Source organism: Nocardia sp. NPDC055321, from assembly GCF_053645575.1.
On the sequence record NZ_JBSHMS010000027.1, the window covers coordinates 63,134 to 80,063 of the forward strand.

18 protein-coding genes are annotated in these 16,930 nt (G+C 68.2%); 13 read left to right on the forward strand and 5 right to left on the reverse strand.

The genetic code is table 11. The annotated features are described in order from the left end of the window. Window positions 1–15: 15 nt before the first annotated feature. Window positions 16–822, reverse strand: coding sequence for an alpha/beta hydrolase fold domain-containing protein (locus ACWIGI_RS33330; protein ID WP_454207128.1), 807 nt, complete (start codon window positions 820–822; stop codon window positions 16–18). Between the two features lie 354 nt (window positions 823–1,176). Here ACWIGI_RS33330 and ACWIGI_RS33335 point away from each other — a divergent pair, with 354 nt between their 5' ends. The 4 genes from ACWIGI_RS33335 to ACWIGI_RS33350 all read left to right on the forward strand — a co-directional run bounded on the left by ACWIGI_RS33335 (window position 1,177) and on the right by ACWIGI_RS33350 (window position 5,377). After that, window positions 1,177–1,803 carry a TetR/AcrR family transcriptional regulator gene (locus tag ACWIGI_RS33335; protein WP_454207130.1) on the forward strand — a complete coding sequence of 209 codons (627 nt, stop codon included), beginning with the start codon at window positions 1,177–1,179 and terminating at the stop codon, window positions 1,801–1,803. Window positions 1,804–1,899: 96 nt separating this feature from the next. Then, window positions 1,900–3,426: a flavin-containing monooxygenase gene (locus ACWIGI_RS33340; protein WP_454207132.1), complete on the forward strand. Its 1,527-nt coding sequence runs from the start codon at window positions 1,900–1,902 to the stop codon at window positions 3,424–3,426. A 165-nt stretch (window positions 3,427–3,591) separates the two neighbouring features. Continuing rightward, complete coding sequence (locus tag ACWIGI_RS33345; protein WP_454207134.1) at window positions 3,592–4,335, forward strand: nuclear transport factor 2 family protein; 744 nt, start codon at window positions 3,592–3,594, stop codon at window positions 4,333–4,335. An 85-nt stretch (window positions 4,336–4,420) separates the two neighbouring features. After that, window positions 4,421–5,377: an oxidoreductase gene (locus ACWIGI_RS33350; protein WP_454207136.1), complete on the forward strand. Its 957-nt coding sequence runs from the start codon at window positions 4,421–4,423 to the stop codon at window positions 5,375–5,377. A gap of 51 nt (window positions 5,378–5,428) precedes the next feature. Here the strand turns inward: ACWIGI_RS33350 and ACWIGI_RS33355 are convergent, their stop codons facing one another. After that, entirely contained in the window at window positions 5,429–6,136 is a 708-nt protein-coding gene (locus tag ACWIGI_RS33355; RefSeq protein ID WP_454207138.1) for a hypothetical protein, read from the reverse strand. 286 nt (window positions 6,137–6,422) lie between these two features. Between ACWIGI_RS33355 and ACWIGI_RS33360 the strand changes: the two genes are divergently transcribed. The 9 genes from ACWIGI_RS33360 to ACWIGI_RS33400 are packed head-to-tail and all read left to right on the forward strand — an operon-like array spanning window position 6,423 to window position 15,299. Continuing rightward, window positions 6,423–7,682: an ATP-grasp domain-containing protein gene (locus ACWIGI_RS33360; RefSeq protein ID WP_454207140.1), complete on the forward strand. Its 1,260-nt coding sequence runs from the start codon at window positions 6,423–6,425 to the stop codon at window positions 7,680–7,682. After that, window positions 7,679–8,506 carry a hypothetical protein gene (locus ACWIGI_RS33365; RefSeq protein WP_454207142.1) on the forward strand — a complete coding sequence of 276 codons (828 nt, stop codon included), beginning with the start codon at window positions 7,679–7,681 and terminating at the stop codon, window positions 8,504–8,506. The genes ACWIGI_RS33360 and ACWIGI_RS33365 overlap by 4 nt, the downstream gene beginning before the upstream one ends. Next, window positions 8,503–9,537: a PLP-dependent cysteine synthase family protein gene (locus ACWIGI_RS33370; protein ID WP_454207144.1), complete on the forward strand. Its 1,035-nt coding sequence runs from the start codon at window positions 8,503–8,505 to the stop codon at window positions 9,535–9,537. Before ACWIGI_RS33365 ends, ACWIGI_RS33370 begins: the two co-directional genes overlap by 4 nt. Continuing rightward, window positions 9,534–10,862, forward strand: a complete 1,329-nt coding sequence (locus ACWIGI_RS33375; RefSeq protein WP_454207146.1) for an MFS transporter — start codon at window positions 9,534–9,536, stop codon at window positions 10,860–10,862. The genes ACWIGI_RS33370 and ACWIGI_RS33375 overlap by 4 nt, the downstream gene beginning before the upstream one ends. After that, on the forward strand, window positions 10,846–11,835 hold the full coding sequence (locus ACWIGI_RS33380; protein ID WP_454207148.1) for a GHMP family kinase ATP-binding protein: 990 nt from the start codon (window positions 10,846–10,848) through the stop codon (window positions 11,833–11,835). Before ACWIGI_RS33375 ends, ACWIGI_RS33380 begins: the two co-directional genes overlap by 17 nt. Beyond that, entirely contained in the window at window positions 11,832–12,656 is an 825-nt protein-coding gene (locus tag ACWIGI_RS33385) for an ABC transporter ATP-binding protein (RefSeq protein WP_454207150.1), read from the forward strand. Before ACWIGI_RS33380 ends, ACWIGI_RS33385 begins: the two co-directional genes overlap by 4 nt. Beyond that, a complete protein-coding gene (locus ACWIGI_RS33390) occupies window positions 12,653–13,741 on the forward strand; it encodes a FecCD family ABC transporter permease (protein ID WP_454207151.1) in 1,089 nt (362 codons plus the stop codon). Before ACWIGI_RS33385 ends, ACWIGI_RS33390 begins: the two co-directional genes overlap by 4 nt. A gap of 32 nt (window positions 13,742–13,773) precedes the next feature. Continuing rightward, window positions 13,774–14,748 (forward strand): ABC transporter substrate-binding protein, encoded by a 975-nt coding sequence (locus ACWIGI_RS33395; RefSeq protein ID WP_454207153.1) that lies wholly within the window; start codon window positions 13,774–13,776, stop codon window positions 14,746–14,748. Beyond that, window positions 14,745–15,299, forward strand: coding sequence for a GNAT family N-acetyltransferase (locus ACWIGI_RS33400; RefSeq protein ID WP_454207154.1), 555 nt, complete (start codon window positions 14,745–14,747; stop codon window positions 15,297–15,299). The genes ACWIGI_RS33395 and ACWIGI_RS33400 overlap by 4 nt, the downstream gene beginning before the upstream one ends. A 72-nt stretch (window positions 15,300–15,371) precedes the next feature. Here the strand turns inward: ACWIGI_RS33400 and ACWIGI_RS33405 are convergent, their stop codons facing one another. From ACWIGI_RS33405 to ACWIGI_RS33415, 3 genes are all read right to left on the reverse strand, one after another. Continuing rightward, window positions 15,372–15,800, reverse strand: a complete 429-nt coding sequence (locus ACWIGI_RS33405) for a Fur family transcriptional regulator (protein ID WP_454207156.1) — start codon at window positions 15,798–15,800, stop codon at window positions 15,372–15,374. 85 nt (window positions 15,801–15,885) lie between these two features. After that, window positions 15,886–16,305, reverse strand: a complete 420-nt coding sequence (locus ACWIGI_RS33410) for a BLUF domain-containing protein (RefSeq protein WP_454207157.1) — start codon at window positions 16,303–16,305, stop codon at window positions 15,886–15,888. A 31-nt stretch (window positions 16,306–16,336) separates the two neighbouring features. After that, a complete protein-coding gene (locus tag ACWIGI_RS33415; RefSeq protein ID WP_454207159.1) occupies window positions 16,337–16,819 on the reverse strand; it encodes a hypothetical protein in 483 nt (160 codons plus the stop codon). Window positions 16,820–16,930: the final 111 nt, after the last annotated feature.

The window sequence follows — 16,930 nt, forward strand, 5'->3', positions numbered from 1 at the left end:
GGGTGGGGCGTTGGTTCAGGCGGCGGCTGTGGGTGATACCGGCCGCGCGTGCTTGCGCGCGAACCGGCTGATCACCGCGACGGCTTCACTGCTTTCGGGCAGGTACGGAAAGATGACGGGGAACGCGTGGATCTGGCCGTGCCAGATGTGCAGTTCGACCGGGACGTTGGCCGCGGCGAGCCGGGCGGTCATGACTTCGGCGTCCAAGCGCAGGAACTCGTCATCGCAACACAGCAAGAGCGTCGGCGGCAGGGTTTCGAGCTTCCCGTTGACCGGGGACAACTCCGGATCCACCCGTCCCTGTCGGGCGCAGCCCAACTCCGCGATGCGGGTGAACGCGGACGCGGGCAGGTAGGCCTCGGTGGCAGCGTTGCGGTGTGCGAGCTTGGTGGTCAGATCCAGATCGAGCCAGGCGCTGATGGCGATCACCGCAGCCGGTGCGGGAAGCCCGGCCCCCGGTGCTCCCAGCGCGGTGTTCACTGCCAGCAGGCCCCCGGCGGAATCGCCGGCGAAGACGACCGATTCGGGTGCGGCGCCGCGCCCGAGCAGCCACCGGTAGGACGCGAGGCAGTCGCTCATCGATTCGGGCAGCGTGGCTGCCGGCAGGTACCGGTACCGGACCTGGACCACGGGAAGTCCGGTGTGCTGCGACAGCAGGGCGGCGAGCCGGCGGTGAGTGCGGAATCCTCCGGCGACGAATCCGCCGCCGTGGAAGTAGAGGACCGCGCCACTCTGGAAGTCGGGGGCGACTCCGGCCGCTCGGATGATCTCGCACCGAATGTTTCCCGCAGTGATGGCCTCGATGTCGACGGGTGTCCGCACAGGAAGAAGGCGCGCGCCGAGATCGACCAGGGGAGCGGTGCGGAACAGTGACGCTCCGATCGGAAGTTGCCGAAGCACCGGACGAACGGCTGCCCTTACCAACGACGTGGCGAGCCGGGATTGCGGGCTGGGGCTTCGACGCGCACCGCTGCCGGTGTGGTGATGCGGTAGGGGAAGGGTGGTCATCCGAATCGCCTTTCTGGCTGTTCCGGGTGGAGCCGGGGGAGCGGGTGCGGACACCGCGTTTCGACACCGACCTGATGATGAATCATATGATTCATCTTGAATCATATGATGTCAATAGGCCGGTGTCGGCCCGCCCGCCAGTCGATCGCGAATGAGAGGATCTGCCTCATGGACTCTCCGAAGAAGTGGCGCGGCCAGACGCTCGTGGACCGCTCGCTGGATCGGCGCGAGCAGATGCTCGACGCCGGCGAGGAACTCCTGGGCACCGGAGGAGCGGCGGCGGTGACGATGCGCGCGGTGATCAGGCAGGTCAACCTGAGTCCTCGCTACTTCTACGAAACCTTCGACTCGCGCGAGGATCTCATCGTCGCCGTCTACGACCGCGTCGAGCTGCGCCTGTTCGAGCGCATGCAACCGGTACGCACCGACGCCGGCCTGCGTGTCGCGATCAGATCGATCTTCGAGATCTGCGCCGCGTACTTCGAGGAGGATCCGCGCCGTGCGCGCATACTCCTGCGTGAACCTCTCGCGGACGACACCCTGCGACGTCATGGGTCCGATCGCGCGCCGGCATTCCTGCGGATGCTGGTACCCCTGCTCGGCGCCGAGGCGGGCGCGGTCACCCCGCAAACCGACGAGGATGTGGCGCTCGCGGCCACGGCCTTGAGCGGCGCTCTGATTTCCCTCTATCTCGATTGGGTCGACGGGCGGCTGCTCGTCGATCGCGATCGCCTCGCCGACACCGCCGTGGAGGTCGTCTTCGCCCTGCTGGAGGCTGCGCAGCGGCGCTCCTGACCGATCGGTCCTTGACAACGGGCGGCATCAAGTTGAATCATCCGTTTCAACTTGAAGCAGTCGATGCTTCTTTGTTGTCGATAGAAGGACGTGTTCATGACCGCCGAGACAGCTCCCCGCGGCACCCGCTCCCGTTCGGTCCGGCCGGACCGGCACATCGTCGTCATCGGAGCGGGGCTATCCGGTGTCGGCATGGCAATCACGCTGCGCCGCAAGGGATTTACCGACTTCGTCGTGCTCGAACGGGGGAACGACGTCGGCGGAGTATGGCGCGACAACGTCTATCCCGGCGTCGGCGCCGATGTGCCCTCGTTCAGCTATCAGTTCTCGTTCGAGAAGAACCCACGATGGTCACGCCTGTTCCCGAAAGGCTGGGAGATCAAGCAGTACATCGATCACTGCGTCGAGAAATACGACATCGGACCGCATATCGAACTCGGCACCGAGGTCCTCGAAAGACGCTGGTCCGAAGAGGATCGCCTATGGCGCCTGCGAACCAACCGCGGTGAGATCACGGCCAGATTCGTCATCGGAGCCCTGGGTCCGTTCGTCAACGCGCGTACCCCCACCATCGCGGGCCTCGACGATTTCACCGGTACCGTCATGCAATCCCAGCACTGGGATCATGACTGCGATCTGGAGGGCAAGAGAGTCGCGGTCATCGGCACCGGCGCCAGCGCTGTGCAGTTGGTGCCCGTGGTCGCCGAACACGCGAAACATCTGACGGTTTTCCAGCGCCGACCGATTCATGTGCTTCCCAAACTCGATGTGCCCATCCCCGCTCCCGTGCAACGCGCGATCGAGACCGTGCCCGGAGCGCAGAGCGCGTTGCGGCTGGCCTTCACCGCCCAGGTCGAAGTCCTGTTGGTGGCCGTAGCCGCGTACGGGACATCGGTAGCACCCCTGGCGCGTGGGCTGGCCGCTACCAGCCGCGCCCTGCTCTTCGCTCAGGTCAGAGATCCCGAGATTCGTGAAAAACTCACTCCCGATTACGATTTCGGCTGCAAGAGGCCCAGTGTCTCCAATGCTTGGTATCGGACCTTCGCTCGGGACAACGTCACCCTCGTCACCGAATCCATCGAGCGGATCACCCCGCGCGGGATCCGCACGAAGGACGGGACCGAACACGACATCGATATCCTGGTGCTGGCCACCGGATTTCACTTCGCGCACGAACCGATCAACTATCGGCGCGCGCCGATCTCCACCAGCGACGGATTCGATCTCGCCGACTTCTACGAACATGAACCGCTGCAGTCCTACGAAGGGGTCAGTCTCCCGCAGCTGCCCAACGCCTTCACGCTGTTCGGGCCCTACTCGTGGTCCGGCAGCTCCTACCACCTGATGGTCGAGAACCAGGCCAATCACATCGCACGAGTCCTGATCGAAGCCAATTCGCGCGGCGCCGACCGGGTGGCGGTACGTGCCGAAGCGAACGCCCGCTTCCTGCGTTTCGTTCGCAGCCGTGCGCAGAGCTCCCTACTCGCGGTGAGCAATTGCGATTCGGCCAACAGCTACTACTTCGACCACCACGGCGACTTCAGCTCGCTGCGCCCGACCACCGGCCTGCAGGCCTGGTGGACGAGCCGAACCTTCCCGCTCGACGACTACACGTACGAGTGATCTCCCGGCGGGATCCAGGGGTTGTCAGTCAAATAGACCGTGGTGACACGAGTTGGCACGGCATGCATACGGACCGCGAACCACGTATTGACATCACCTGATTCCAGAGGAATCATGTGATTCCAGTTAGGGGCTGTCCGCCCGCGCCGGAGAGAAGGAATCGACATGTTCGACGAGGAAGAGTTCCAGAAGGCTCTCGCACGCCCACGCCTGTCGCGACCCGCGCCGGAGTTCCTGGACTCCAATCGCGCGGTCCCGATCCGCGCGCTGTCCGAGCCCGAACTGCAGGCGTCCACCAAGCAGTGGTTCGCGGACTTCGCGGTCAAGCTCGACTACCTGAGTGAGCGGCACGACAGGGACCTGTCGTGGATCATGGTGTGGGCCAAGAAGTATTGGTGGAGCTTCCTGGTCCGCGACATGAGCATCAACGACGAGCTCTACGCCCAGGACATCCGCTACACCGACGTCACCACGTTCGGGCGCACCATCGTCGGCATCGACGAGTTCGTCAAATACAACTTCGCGTTCTTCGACGCCATCCCGGACTGGCGCTACGACCCGCTCCCGGACCAGGTCTACATCGACGTGCAGCCCGACGGCACCGTCCGCACCGTGATCCGCTACATCGGCAGCGGGCACTGGAGCGGGCCGCTGCGGCTGTACCCGTACGACCAGAACTCACCGACGATCTACGGCACCGGCCGTTTCATCCAGGCGCCGGCGGTGGACCGCTACCACTTCAACCAGGACGGCCTGATGGAAGAGGGCGAGACCCTCTACGACTTCCTCGATGGCGTCCAGCGCGCGGGAATTCTTCCGCGCGATGACAGCTGGCCCTTCCGGACACTGATGGCGGCTTCCAAGATTCCGGCGGTCACCAAGCGAATCGGCGAACGAATCCGCAAGTAGCCCGGTCTGATTCCGGGCGCGCGCCCCCGATGCGCCCGGACACAACCGTTTTCAAGGTGACCGACGACCGACGAACGAGGCTGCGATGACCTGGACTCCCGCGCGTATCCCCGATCAGAGCGGGCGCGTGGCGGTGGTGACGGGCGCGAACGGTGGCCTCGGATACGAGACCGCTTACCGGCTCGCCGCTCGCGGCGCGCACGTGGTGATGGCGGTCCGCAACCAGCGCAAGGCAGAAGCTGCCCGCGCTGCGCTGTTGTCGACGCTCCCGGCCGCGACGGTCGAGATTGTCCCCCTCGATCTCGCCGACCAGGCATCGGTACACCACGCAGCGCAAACCCTGACCGCCACGCACCGAAAGATCGACCTGCTGATCAACAACGCCGGCGTGATGGGAACGGCCGAGGCCCACACCGTCGACGGCTACGAACAGCAACTGGGGGTCGACCACCTCGGGCACTGGACTCTCACCGCGTTGCTGATGCCGGCACTACTGCGCGCCAGAGGATCTCGCGTGGTCACCGTGACCAGCATGGCCCGCTGGATCGGGAGTCCGCTCGATCCGCAGAACGTCCATCTGCGCGGAAACTATGGCCCGTGGCGGGCTTACGGTCAGGCCAAGCTCGCGAACTATCACTTCGGGCTCGGCCTCCAGCAGGTCTTCGACAATGCGGGAGTCGGCAGCGCGAGCGTCATCGCCCATCCCGGGGCCGCGAGAACGGACTTGACAGCAACCAGCGTTCGCTCCTCGGAACATGGTGTTTCCCAGCGGCTTCTGGATCTGGCGACCCACGCGGTAGGGATGCGGCCGGCCGACGGTGCGGCCCCGCAGCTGCGGGCCGCGACCGATCCGGCAGTGCGGGGAGGGCAGTTGTGTGCTCCGCTGTTCGTCGCGAGAGGGCCGGCGGTCCCACGCCATGTGAGCAGGAGCCAGAAGACTCTCGAGGCCATCCGTGTCTTGTGGCGGGTCTCCGAAAACGAAACCGGGATCGGGATCGACCTGCCAACAGGCGGGAGGTGGCTACCGCGAGATCCGCGATAGCCACCCCTCCGGTTTCGCCTGGGGATCAGGGCGTGACCCGGTCCCTACCTTCTACTTCGCGGGCGGGGTGAACGGCTGGTTGATGGTCGTGAAGTACTGCACCGCAGCCAGAATCGCCACCGGTGCGGTGATGAAGATCTGGCCGGCCACGGTGCCGATGAAGCCGGTCGCGGCCGCGCCGATGAGGCAGCCGGCGACGGGGCCCGCGCCGAACATCGTGGCCAGGGCGCCGGTCAGGGCCGTGCCGGCGATGCCGCCCGCGACGCAGCCCAGGGCCGCGCCGCCGATGCCGCCGACCACGGTGGCGATGCTGGCACCGAGGGAGATGGTGCTGGTCATGCGCGACCACGCGGCCACTTCGCGATCGTATTCGGACTTCCACGGCGCCACGTTCTCGTACGGCAGCGCGACCGGCTTGTAGACCGCGTGCGCGATGTCGAACTTCGGCGTCAGGGTCGCGGTGCGGTCGGTGATCTCGGCGGCGATCGGGAAGACGAAATCGTCTACCCGGAAGTTCAATTCGGTGCCCGCGACGGTCGCGCCGTCGGCGGCCTTGACCTTGAAGACGCCGTCCTCGACGACCATGGAACCGGCATCGGTCCGGATGATCGTGTTCGTTTCGGTGGCGGTCGTGGCGTAGTTGATCACGTCGGCGGGGGCGGGTTCGGGCGCGGCGCCCGCAGACCCGGTGGCGGCGGCGAGGGCCGCGACGATCAATCCCGCGGTCAGGTGCGCGCGGGCTCGGGTGATTGTCCTCATCGGTATTCCTTGTTCTCGGTGTCAGCGCGCCGGGTGTGCCCGGTGCGCTGGTTCTCGCGGGTGTTCGGTCGGTGTCGGGCGCGCGTCAGCGGAGCATCCGATCGCGCCGCAGGACGGCGGATCGAGCTCTCGTGGCGGTGGCGGTGAGCGAAAACCCGGACGGGGTAACGACTTTCCGCGCCGACCTCGCGATTCCCACCAGAGTGAGGTTCGCCGACGGCGTTCGACTTCCGAAGTGTAGATGATAATGGTTATCATTAACATCTTGCTCGAGTATGGAGGTCGTATGGGACATCTGCTGATGGTGGAGAGCTGGGTCGGCTCGATGAGCACCCTGCTCCCGGCGGGAATTGAAGCCGCAGGGCACAGATTCAGCTTTCTGACCAGGGATCTCGGGCATTACCTGCGTACCGCGACCACGGCCGCGCACCCGCTGCTCACTGCGGACAACGTCTTCACCGCCGAGACCAACGACGAGGCGTCGCTGCTGCCCCACGTGCGGAACCTGCACGGTGTCTTCGGCTTCGACGGAGTACTGACCTCGTGTGATTACTATCTCCCGACGGTCGCGGCGATCGCCGCCGATCTCGGGTTGCCCGGCTCGGCGCGCGACGCCGTGGCGGCCGCCTGCGACAAACACCGGACCAGAGCGATCTGCGCGGCCGCCGGTGTCGCGGGCCCCGGGTTCGCCGTAGCCTCCGACTGGACCGAACTACGAAGTGCGGCAGCAGAACTCGGATATCCACTCGTGGTGAAACCGATCGACCTGTGCGGCGGCATGTTCGTGAGCCTGGTCGAGGACGAGACCGGGTTGCGCGAGGCCGTCGATCGGATCGCCGGCTTCGCGGTCAACGCCCGAGGCCAGCGCCGCCCGTCGGAGATTCTGCTCGAAGAGTTCCTCACCGGACCCGAATTCAGCGTGGAGACGGTGACCATCGCGGGCGAGACGACGGTCATCGGCATCACCGACAAGCAGATCACCGGCGCGCCCGCGTTCATCGAGGCGGGCCACATGTTCCCCGCCGCGCTGAGCGAGACGGACGCGACCGCGATCGCCGACCTCGCGGTGGCCGCCGTGACCGCGCTCGGTCTCGACGCGACCGTGGCGCACACCGAGATCAAGCTGACCGAGCACGGGCCCCGCCTGATCGAGGTGAATCCGCGGCCCGCGGGCAACCGCATCACCGAACTGATCCGCCGGGTCACGGATATCGACCTCACGGCGGTCCACGCGGACGTCGTCGCGGGCGGCAAACCCGAGGTGCGTTCGCGCGCAACCGGTGTCGCGAGCGCGGCGATCGCCTTCGCCGTCGCGGACCGAGCGGGCCGACTGACCGGCATCGACGGCGCCGAGTCCTGGTCGGCCGACGCCGCCGTCGTCGAGCACAAGCTTCCGGCCCCGGGCATCGAGGTGCGGCGCGCGACCGACAACAACACCTATCTCGGCCACGTCATGGTGGTCGACGAGATGCCCGGCACCGCGGGCGATCTGGCGCAGCGGCGACTGGCCGACCTGCGGTTCGAGTTCGCGGGCGGTGCGGCGTGATCGACACCGTGCCGCGCCCGGCGTCGGTCGAGGAACTCCTCGCCGTCGCCCGCTCGGGCCGCCTCGGCCCACTGCCCACGGAGCTGTCCGCCTCGACGGCGTTTCGCACCACCTACGGCACCCGGCACGCCGGGCGCATCGGAAGCTACCGGAACGAGGTGCTCAGCATCCGCGTCGGCGCCGCGGTCGGCTCGTGCGGGCTCGAACCCGGTACCGCCCCGGAACAGCTCGTCGACGACTGTGTCGCGGCGACGGTGGCCGAACTCCTGAATCATCCCGTGCCCGAAGTCAGGATCGCCGCGCTGGACGCCTACCTGATGCACGCGCACGCTCATCCGCGCGCGGGTGGAGCGCACGGCACCCCGGTGGTGATCGACGGATCGACATCGCTGACGAAGTCACGCCGCCGGGCAGCCGTCGTCATCGATCTGCTGCCCGCGAACGTCACGAGGGTGCTGGTCGTCGGCGTCGTGGGATCCCTGCTCGCCGAGCTGCGCAATCGCGGAATCGGCTATCTGCCCTGTGATCTCGCGGGCGGAACCACCGAATGGGGTGAGCCCGTTCACGAATCGGTCGATGCAGCGAATGCGGATGTCGACGCCCTGCTTGTCACCGGAATGTCCTTGGGGAACGGCACTTTCGACGACCTCCGTGCCACAGCGCGCACACGCGGTATTCCGATGGCGCTGTTCGCGCAGACCGGCAGCGCCGTGCTGCCCTGGTTCCTCGGCGCCGGAGTGCACGCGGTCTCGGCCGAGCCCTACCCGTTCTTCTCCCTGGACGGCGGACCGAGCACGATCATCACGTACCGGGGGCCGGCATGACACCGCAACCCGAGCTCTTGCAGTTGATCGGCCACACCCCCGTGGTGCAGGTTCGCGCGGGGGAGAACCGGTACACGGCCAAACTCGAATCGGCGAGCGTCGCCGGGATGAAGGCGCGAGCCGCGGTGTCGATGCTGCGGGCCGCGGCCGCGCGCGGTGAGCTCGCCCCCGGCGCGACGATCATCGAATCCACCAGCGGCACATTGGGTCTGGGTCTAGCACTGGCGGGTAAGGCGCTGGGGCATCCGGTGCTGCTCGTGGTCGACGACGAACTCGAACCGGACCTGCGCGCGCTGTTCTCCGCGTACGGCATCACGCTCGACGTGGTCACCGAACCGCACCCGCTCGGTGGATGGCAGCAGGCGCGCCTGGATCGCCTGGCCGAATTGCTCGCCACGTCACCGGGCGCGTACTGGCCCGACCAGTACGACAATCCCGACAACGCGGCCGGCTACCGGGACATGGGCGAGGAGATCCTGGCCCAGGTCGAGGGCGTCGATGTGCTGGTCGCCTCGATCGGATCCGGTGGACACTGCGCCGGACTCACCCGTGTCCTGCGCGAGCGCTGGCCGCACCTGCGGGTGATCGGCGTCGATGCCGTCGGCTCCAGGATCTTCGGGCAACCCGATCGCCGCAGAGTCATGCGCGGACTGGGTAGTTCGATCCTGCCGCGCAATGTCGCCTACGCCGACTTCGACGAGGTGCACTGGGTCGGCGCCGTCGAGTCCATCGCCTCCTGTCGCCGACTGGCGGCGAGCACCGGGCTTGCCGGCGGCTGGAGCACCGGCGCAGCGGCACTCGTGGCGGGCTGGGCGGCCGCGCGCGAACCCGGCACACGCGTGCTCACCGTGTTCCCCGACGGACCACAGCGCTACCTGCGCACCATCTACGACGACACCTGGTGTCGCGCAAACGGATTGCTGGGCACACCGGCGACCGAACCGCTGACCATCGACGCGCCCGATCACACCGAGGTCCACGGCTGGGGCCGCTGCACCGTCGTCCGCGATCCCGCGGAGGTGCGTGCGTGAGCCCCGGTACCGTGGCGACGTTTCGAACGCTGCCCCCGGCGGTGCGGCTGCTGCTGGTGAACCACCTCGTCGGTCACATCGGCTTCTACATGCTCGTGCCCTTCCTCGCCGACTATCTCCTGGATGATCTCGCCCTGTCGGCGGCCATCGTCGGAATCGTGCTGGGCGTACGCAATCTCAGCCAGCAAGGCCTGTTCCTGATCGGCGGTTCGGCGGCGGATCGACTCGGCGCGCGCGGCGTGATCATGATCGGGCTGACGATCCGGGCGATCGGGTTCGCGCTGTTCGCCATCGGCGGGTCACTGCCGGTGGTGCTGGCCGCGGCGGTGCTGACCGGATTCGCCGGGGCACTGTTCAATCCGGCGGTTCGCGCGTTCATCGCCCGGGACAGCGGGGAGCGCTCGGCCCAGGCTTTCGCGCTGTTCAACGTGTTCGGCAACGCCGGGGCCGCGATCGGCCCGGTGATCGGCACCGTGCTGGTCTCGGCGGGCTTCCGCATGACGGCGGTGGTCGCGGCGGCGATCTTCGCGGTGCTCGCGTTCGTGCAGTGGCGACTGCTGCCCGCGCGGCCGGTGCCCCGGCACGCCACCGGCGTCACAGCCGATTTCGCGACCGTGTTCACCGACCGCCGATTCCTGGCCTTCACCTTCGCGCTGATGCCGATGTTCGCCCTGCAGAGCCAGATCTACTTCCTGTTCACCCTGCAGGCCCAGGACAGTGCGGGCGCGGGGTACAGCGCCGCGGCCGTCGCCACGCTGTTCGTGGTGGAAACGATCGCGGTCGTGGCCTTGCAGGTGCGCGTCACCACCGCTCTGTCCCGCAGGCCGCGACGCGGACCGGCGATGGCGCTCGGGATGGCGATCATGGGTATCGCGTTCCTGCTGCCACCGAGCACCCACGACCTGGTACGGATCGACGGGACCGGTATCGCATCGGCCGCGGTCCGGATCACGCCGGTGGTGGTGGCCGCCGTGCTGCTGGCCCTCGGGGTGACAGCGGTGCACCCCTTCGTCAACGAAGCCATCGGGCGGTTCGCCGGAGATCGGCTGACCGGCACCTACTTCGGTGCGTTCTACCTGGTATCGGGGGTGTTCACCGTCGTGGCGACCTCGGTCACCGGCGCGGTGCTCGACCGCGCGGGCGGGTCGCTGACGTGGCCACCCGCGCTGCTCTGCGCCGGAGCCGGTGTGCTGTCGGCGCTGGCGATTCTGCGCCTGCATCAGCGCGACATCCTGCCCGGCGGCCAGACGCCGCCTGTCGCGTCCGCCTCACCCGCTCCGTCTTCCGCGACGAAAGGCGGTGCCGCCCATGACGAAAGCGCATAGCGGCGGGCTGCCGCGCACCGGTGTCGGCCGGGCGTTCGGTAGCTTCGGCGAACTGCTGCAGGGCGTCACCGCCGAACACGACCGGCACTTCCTCGTCACCCTGCCCATTCGCCGTGGTGCGGCCGCGGTCTTCGAGCCGCACGACGGCGACGTAGTCGTTGTCCCGGAACACAAGTCGAAGGCGCGGCGGCTGGCCGAGGCGATGGTCGCTCGCTCACCGCTGCTGCGCGGTGGGCGACTCACCCTGCACAGTGAGTTGCCCGAGGGCAAGGGCCTGGCCAGCTCCACCGCCGATCTGGTGGCCACCGCCCGGGCGGTCGCCGACGCCGAGTGCCGCGTCGTCACGATCGGTGAGCTCGAAGCGGACCTGCGCGCCATCGAGCCGTCCGACGGTGTCATGTATCCCGGGTCGGTCGCGTACTTCCACCGCGAGGTACGACTGCTCGCCGAGCTGGGCACCCTCCCTCCGCTGACGATCGTGGCCGGCGACGAGGGCGGCGCGGTCGACACCCTCGAATTCAACCGGCGCGAAAGGTATTTCAGCCCCGAAGTGAAGCGTGAATACAGCACGCTGCTGGCCGAGCTCGGCACCGCCGTCGAGCGGGGTGACGTGAAAACAATCGGGTCGGTATCCACCCGCAGCGCGGTCCTGGCCGCACGGTGGCGTGCCCGCCCGCACCTGGAGGCCACCATCGAGGCGGCTCGAGCGGCGGGCGCGCTCGGCGTGGTCGTGGCGCACAGCGGTACCACAACCGGCGTCCTGCTCGCCGACGACGACCCGTGCTACAGCGAGAAAGTCGCTGCCGCACAGCGAATTTGCGCGACATTCGCGTGCTCGAGCACGGTGCATCACACCTGGCATCCCGTAGCGCCGGCCAGGCGGAATCAGGCAGCCGAGAGTGCGGCGGCGATCCCCGCGTCACGCCCGGACCACGCGGCACAGCCGTTTCGAACAGAGAGCAGCTTTCGTTGATCACCGTAGATCAGATCAGCTTCGCCTACGGCGGCCGAATAACCCTCGACGACATCACCTTTCGCGCCGACACCGGCAGCGTCATCGGTTTGATCGGCCCCAACGGCTCGGGCAAATCGACCCTGCTGCGGCTGATGTATCGCGCGCTGCGCCCGGTGAGCGGGTCGATCCTGGTGGATGAGACACCGGTCGACGGACTGCGCGGCCGAGCCATGGCAGCCCGGCTCGCCGTCGTCGCACAGGAGTCCCCGCCAGATACGCCGGTGACAGTCGCCGAGACCGTACTGCTCGGCAGATCCCCGTGGGTCGGTGCGTTCCAGGGCTATTCACGCGATGATCGGATCGCGTCCGCCGCCGCGCTCGAGCACGTCGGCGCCCGCGCACTCGCGGATCGCCCGTTCGCGACGCTGTCCGGCGGCGAGCGCCAACGCGTACTCATCGCCAGGGCACTGGCCCAGCAGGCCGACCATCTGCTGCTCGATGAACCGACCAACCACCTCGACATCCGCTATCAGCACGAATTGCTGAGCCTGGTGCGCGGACTCACCGAAACCACCACGATCGTCGTCCTGCACGAGTTGAACCTGGCCGCCCGCTACTGCGACCGGCTCGTGCTGCTCGACCGGGGCACGGTCGCCGCGGCGGGAACCGTCGACGAGGTGCTGACACCGCCGGTCCTCGAACCGGTCTACGGCATCACCGTGCGCCGGACCGAGGCGTTCGGTGCCGTGCAGTTGCTCTTCGGCCCGGCCGCCGAGCCCGGCGACATCACCGCCGCCGATCCATCCGAGACCGACCTGCGAGAGGAGGCCGCCCGATGACCACGACGCTGCCCGGCACCTCGGTCACCGACGACCTCGACCATGCCCGGCACCGGGGCCGCACCCTGCTGTGGATCGGCGGCCTCGGTACGGCACTGGTTGTCGCGGTGCTGTTCGCGGCCGGTCTCGGGCCCGTGTCGGTGCCGCCGGGCACCGTCGCGCGGATCATCGGTCACCACACGGCCGGCCTGCCCGCGACCGCCGACTGGACCACGGCGCAGGATTCCATCATCTGGCTGGTGCGCGTGCCCCGGGTGCTGCTCGGCGCGCTCGTCGGTGCGGCGCTGGCTATCACGGGCGCCGTCCTGCAGACGATCGTGCGCAACGTGCTCGCCGACCCGCACATTCTCGGTGTCACCTCGGGCGCCTCCACCGGCGCCGCGGTCTACCTGCTGTTCGGTGTGGCCGCCGCGACCACGACCGCCGCGCTCGCGGCCAGCGCGTTCGTGGGTGCGCTGGTCGCGACGGCACTGCTGTTCGCCATCGCCCGGATGAACGGTCAGCTGACCTCGCTGCGGCTGCTGCTGGGCGGGGTGACCATCGGCTACATCTTCTCCGCGGCCACGAGCTTCCTGGTCTTCGCCTCCGACCGGCCCGAAGCCGCACGGACCGTGCTGTTCTGGCTGCTCGGTTCGCTGGCATCGGCGGCGTGGTCGTCGGTGGGGACCACCGCCGCCGTCGTCGTCACCGCGGCGATCGCGGTGCTGCTCATGGCATCTCGCCTCGATGCCATGGCAGCCGGTGACGACACCGCGCGCGCCCTGGGCATCGCACCGAACCGGGTGCGGCTGTGGGCCTTGCTGACGGTAGCGCTCGCCGTCGGTGCCGTGGTCGCCGTCGCCGGTGCGATCGGCTTCGTCGGACTGATCGTGCCGCACGTGGCCCGCCTCTGCGTCGGCGGTACACATCGGCATCTCCTGGTGGTCAGCGCACTGATCGGGGCGCTGTTCCTCGTCGTCGCCGACGTGGCCGCGCGCACCGTCTTCGCGCCCCGCGAACTGCCCATCGGCATCGTCACCGCTGCCGTCGGCGCGCCACTGCTGCTCGTGCTGGTCCGGCGGCTGCGCGCCGGCGCGACGGCCTGAATTCTTCACCCCTGGAAAGGAAAACGATCACCGTGATCACCCCTGTCAGTACCCGGCGCCGCGCGGCGGCGCCGCTACTCGCGCTGGTCACCAGCGCCCTCGTCGCCGGCTGCGGAACGTCCGCGTCGGTGTCCGAACCCGTCGCGGACGGCTTCCCGATGACGATCTCGAGTTGCGGGCGCGAGGTCACCTTCGACGCCCCGCCGAAGCGGGTCGTGACCGTCGCCTCCATCGCCGCGCCCCTGGTCGCCGCCGCGGGCGCCGCCGACCGCATCGTCACCCGCACCTTCGAGACCGCGTCGTTCCCCGGCCAGTACGGCGACGCGCTGAAGGGCATCGAAATCACCGCGCCCACGGCCGAACTCGCCCGCGAGGAGATCATCAGCAGATCGCCGGATCTGGTCGTGAGCGTCGAAGGGCTCACGGTCACCGCCGACGACCTGGCCAAGGTGAACATTCCGCTGATCGTCACCCGCGGCTACTGCGCGGACGCCTCCGGCTCGTTCGCCGACATCTTCGCCGACATCACCCTGTACGGAAAGCTTTTCGGGACGAGTGCCGCGGCCGACGCGGAGGTCGCCACGCTCCAGCAGCGGGTTGCCGCCGTGACCGCCCGGCACCAGGGGGTCGCCAAGCGCACACCTGCCGCGGCGCTGATCCTGTCCCGGGACGGCGCCCAGCTCAAGGCGTACGGTTCCAAGAGCACCGTCGACGAGCAGATGCGAATCCTGGGCCTGGACAACATCTACGGCGATATCGCCAAGCGGAACTTCGAGGCCAGCACCGAAACCCTCATCGCGCGCGATCCCGAGGTCATCATCCTGCTGACCCAGGCCGACCAGACGCCGGACTCGGTCCGTACCGCCCTCCGGCAGCGGCCCGAGCTGGCCGGGTTGCGCGCCATTCGGGACAACCGAATCATCGTGCTGCCCTTCGGCTACACGGGCCCGGGCCCGGTGGCGGTCGAGGGACTCGAGGTGCTCGACCGCGAACTCGGTGCGAAGTGACGACGACCGCCGCCGACACCGGCTACCGCGTCCGGCAGGCCGAAGCAGCCGACCTGCCGGGCGCCCGCAGCGTCATGCTCGACACCTTCTACCGCGTGTTCGGGCACGGATATCTACCCCGGTACCACGGGGATGTGATCGATCCGGACACCGTGTATCTGCGCCATCCGCGCAACCGTCTGTGGGTCGCCGAACACGAGGGCGAGATCGTGGCCACCACGGCCATTCGCGCCCAAGGCCCCGCGCATCCGCCACATTCCGCCGAACTGGCCCGTCGCTACCCGGATGAGACCACCGCACAACTGTTCCGGGTCTATGTGCGCCCCGAACACCACCGCCACGGTCTCGCCACTCGACTGGTGCGAACGGCGGTCGACCACGTGCGCGCGACGCCGGAGTTCGAACGCCTCTACCTCCACACCGATGCGCGCACCCCCGGCGCTCTGGAGTTCTGGCTGACGTTCGGCGACATCGTCGCCGACGCCCGCGGTCCGCACACGGAGTTCCAGACAGTGCACCTGGAGATACCGCTCGACCGGCCGGCCGGATGAGCGGCGCGGGCAGTACCGATCGCGAAAGCGCTGTCCGGCAGGGAATCTGAGTCTCAGGCCGGCCGGGTACAGCTACCCGGCCGGCCGAGTGCAGTCACCGCATATGCCGTGCATATCCCAGCGATAGGTGACCTCGGTGTATCGGTGCCGCTGTGCCGCGCGCTCGATCCGCAGCCTGAGTCCGTCGAAGGTGAACTGTTCGGTGCGGCCGCACCGGCGACACAGGATGTTGTGCCCTGTACCGCTCCCGTCTCGGGCGCGGTAGAGCAGTTCACCGCCCTCGGTGCGCGTGGACTCGAGAATCCCCTGCGCTTCGAGCTTGTACAGGATGCGGTACAGCGTCGTGCGCCCGATGGAGACGGTCGCGGTGAGCCGCAGTTCGTCGAAAAGCTGTCGGGGAGTGCGGAATCGGTCGCTTCGGCGCAACGCCTCGAGAACGGCGTTTGTCCGCTTGCTTCGCCGGTGCCGGGCGACGGAGCCTGTCGGGTATCGGTCGCGCATCGTATTACATTCGGGCGCAGCAGGATTCGATCATCTACTCAGATTATCGAAAACGATTCCCGTTATCTACGGCGGGCTGCGTACGTCATCCGTCGGAGTCGGCGGCGGCCAGTACCCGCCGCGCGACCTCCGGGTCGGTGAGCGGATTATGGTCACCCACTGCGGGTTCGCCGAGAAGTTCGGGCAACCGGGTGTGGTCCATCCGCGCGAACTTCATGGACCATCCGTCGTAATCACGTTCGGCGATCGGCCCGCGCCCGAGCACGACCACCCCGGTGTGCAGCTCGTCCCGCTCGATCCGGGCGAAAATGCGTTCGACGGCGTCCCGGTCGCCCTCCAGGACTTGCACGAACCCGGCCCACTCCCAGCTCGGCCGGGCGTACACGAGCAGGCCGGTGACCTGCTCGGCGGCGTTGATCTCCCGCGCCCGTTCGAGCAGCGTGCTCACCTCGCGTTCGTCCAGGGCGAAGCGGGCCGTGCTGGAGTAGGTGAGGGCATAGGGCATGAGACCTCTCTAGCACACGGCGTCGGCGCGATCAGTCCCGAGCCGCGCCCTCGGGCCAGATGATCGACACCGGCAGGCCCCTGTCGTTGGCCAGCTCGACGACCGTGCCGGTGCCGCCCTTCTCGCTCGGCCGCGAATCCCACACTGCGATCAACAGGTCGCTCGTACCCACGAGCACCCGGTTGGCGGCCTCGTAGGCGTCGCGCCCGGCATCGTCGAAGTCCATCACCCGCACCCTGCTCGCGGCCTCGATCAGCGCGTCGAACTCCGGCGCGTGGTCGGGCCCGACCTTGCGCTGACGGTAGTTCCGCGCCGGCACCACGACCTCGAGCCGCCCGCCCGCGTCGAGCACGGCCCGGGCAAACACCGAGTCCGCGCCGCGCGCGATGCAGCTGATACCGACCAGGTCCGCGCCGTCACCGCTCTCGGCGATCACCCGGCGGATCTCGGCGTAGATGAGCGGCACCGAGTCCGCGGTGATGTTCATGTGCCCCGTGACGGCGATGCGAGTCATGGAGTCCTCTATACAGGGCCACCGTCAGGGCGTCCCCGCCATCCGGCCGGGGTGACGGGCTGTAGTCGGCGCCGGCTGCTCGCGACGAGCGGTTGCAGCTGTTCCATCAGC